The sequence below is a fragment of the Candidatus Sodalis sp. SoCistrobi genome (assembly GCF_900143145.1).
Classification (GTDB): domain Bacteria; phylum Pseudomonadota; class Gammaproteobacteria; order Enterobacterales; family Enterobacteriaceae; genus SoCistrobi.
Map to the genome: position 1 here is coordinate 1 of NZ_FRDB01000371.1, position 1,408 is coordinate 1,408.

The following is a 1,408-nucleotide window of genomic DNA, read 5'->3' on the forward strand; positions in this document are numbered from 1 at the left end:
TTGATTTATATACCATTGTCTCCTGGTCATCGTATGGATGCTCTTGTATGCTCATTAAATAGCGGGCATCGTCGATACTCTCGCCGCCGTTGGTGATGGCGACGACCTCTCCCATATTGGGGTGACTGAAGGTCAGCACTCGTGCGTTATCCAGTTTCATGAACCACGTTCTCCCCGGTATTTTTCCAGTTCAGCCGCCATGTAGTACGCGGCCATCACCCAGGCATCGTCATCTTCGCCTCGCCCATTCGGCTCTGCTGAAACTATCAGTAAACCGTCATGGAAATCGTCACTATCATCAGTGATGGCAATTGCATAACTATCATGATTCTGGCGTTTGTGAATAAGGACTTTTGGCTTATTGATTTTCATTAATCAATCCTCCTCGGCCTTCATCTTTACAAAAGCGGTGCCATTATGGATAAAAGCGTGGTAGCGGGTTTTCGACAGTGGCGATTCCACGACAGGTGTCAGCGGTAACAGTTGTGAGGCTACGTGCACAAAGTCACCAAAACTAATATCGAATTTATCGAAGCATACATCTTCAATATCAAAATCGGCTTCCTCTCGTTGCTCGTCGCTAATACCAAAGAGTGAGCAAAGCAGTTCTTCATAATCAAATTCGTTCATCATTCAATCCTCCGTTGGCTATCAAAATATTTCCGCTTCTCCCAATCTTCCCGGCATTCTTTGCAGCAGAAATTACCCTCGGTTGGGTCTTCGCAATTGTAGCAACGACCTGTGAGGGGTAATTCCTCTTCTCGATGATTGGCAATCAGGTGTTGGCGGAATGCTTCTTCGTGTTGGCTGGCTAAATCGACATCATCTGCCATAAATCTATTTCATGCTCCTAATCGTTTAATAACTTCCGGGTATAGTCCGTGAGCGGTGCCTGATATTTCTCAACCATCCGCGCGGCATAAGCAAGTGCGTCCTCACGGTCGGAGAAGTCGCCGATGGCCTGCGTTGTACCGTCAGCTTTACGGACATCGACGGTGAAAAAGTCAGCGTCATCATTCTCTTGTAGCGTATAGCCCCAGTCGTCGTAGGTTGCGCCGGACAGGATTATATCAGTAACAATCGTCCCTGGCTCTATCAGGTGGTCGAATTCGTCAATGAGCTTTTGCATGGTGGCCTCCGTGTTAAGTGCCTGATTTGGTGACCCTCTCAGGCGGCGAGGGTCCCGGTGTACCCCTACAACGAGAAATTTAAATATGTTAAAATCGGCGTACCCCTACAATGCAACAGAGGTTTAGGCCGATGTCTGAAAAGAAGGTAGTTACACCCCCGGAAAAATTGATTGAGAAACACATGTCTGAAAAGGACATAAGGCCTACACCGCAGCCGGAATATACACCACCGCCACCGAAGAAAACCGGAGGCTGACAACCATAAGGAATCGCTATGA

5 protein-coding genes are annotated in these 1,408 nt (G+C 47.7%); all 5 read right to left on the reverse strand.

Annotated elements, in window-relative coordinates; genetic code table 11:
• Positions 1–156: 156 nt before the first annotated feature.
• Positions 157–372 (reverse strand): hypothetical protein, encoded by a 216-nt coding sequence (locus CINSTRO3249_RS15890; RefSeq protein ID WP_074013905.1) that lies wholly within the window; start codon positions 370–372, stop codon positions 157–159.
• 3 nt (positions 373–375) lie between these two features.
• A complete protein-coding gene (locus CINSTRO3249_RS15895) occupies positions 376–633 on the reverse strand; it encodes a hypothetical protein (protein ID WP_084790292.1) in 258 nt (85 codons plus the stop codon).
• A complete protein-coding gene (locus tag CINSTRO3249_RS15900; RefSeq protein WP_074013906.1) occupies positions 630–833 on the reverse strand; it encodes a hypothetical protein in 204 nt (67 codons plus the stop codon). Before CINSTRO3249_RS15900 ends, CINSTRO3249_RS15895 begins: the two co-directional genes overlap by 4 nt.
• 17 nt (positions 834–850) lie before the next feature.
• Positions 851–1,129 (reverse strand): hypothetical protein, encoded by a 279-nt coding sequence (locus CINSTRO3249_RS15905; protein WP_074013907.1) that lies wholly within the window; start codon positions 1,127–1,129, stop codon positions 851–853.
• Positions 1,130–1,217: 88 nt separating this feature from the next.
• Positions 1,218–1,408 (reverse strand): hypothetical protein (locus tag CINSTRO3249_RS17475; RefSeq protein WP_217265412.1); only part of this gene is annotated, 191 nt, incomplete at its 5' end.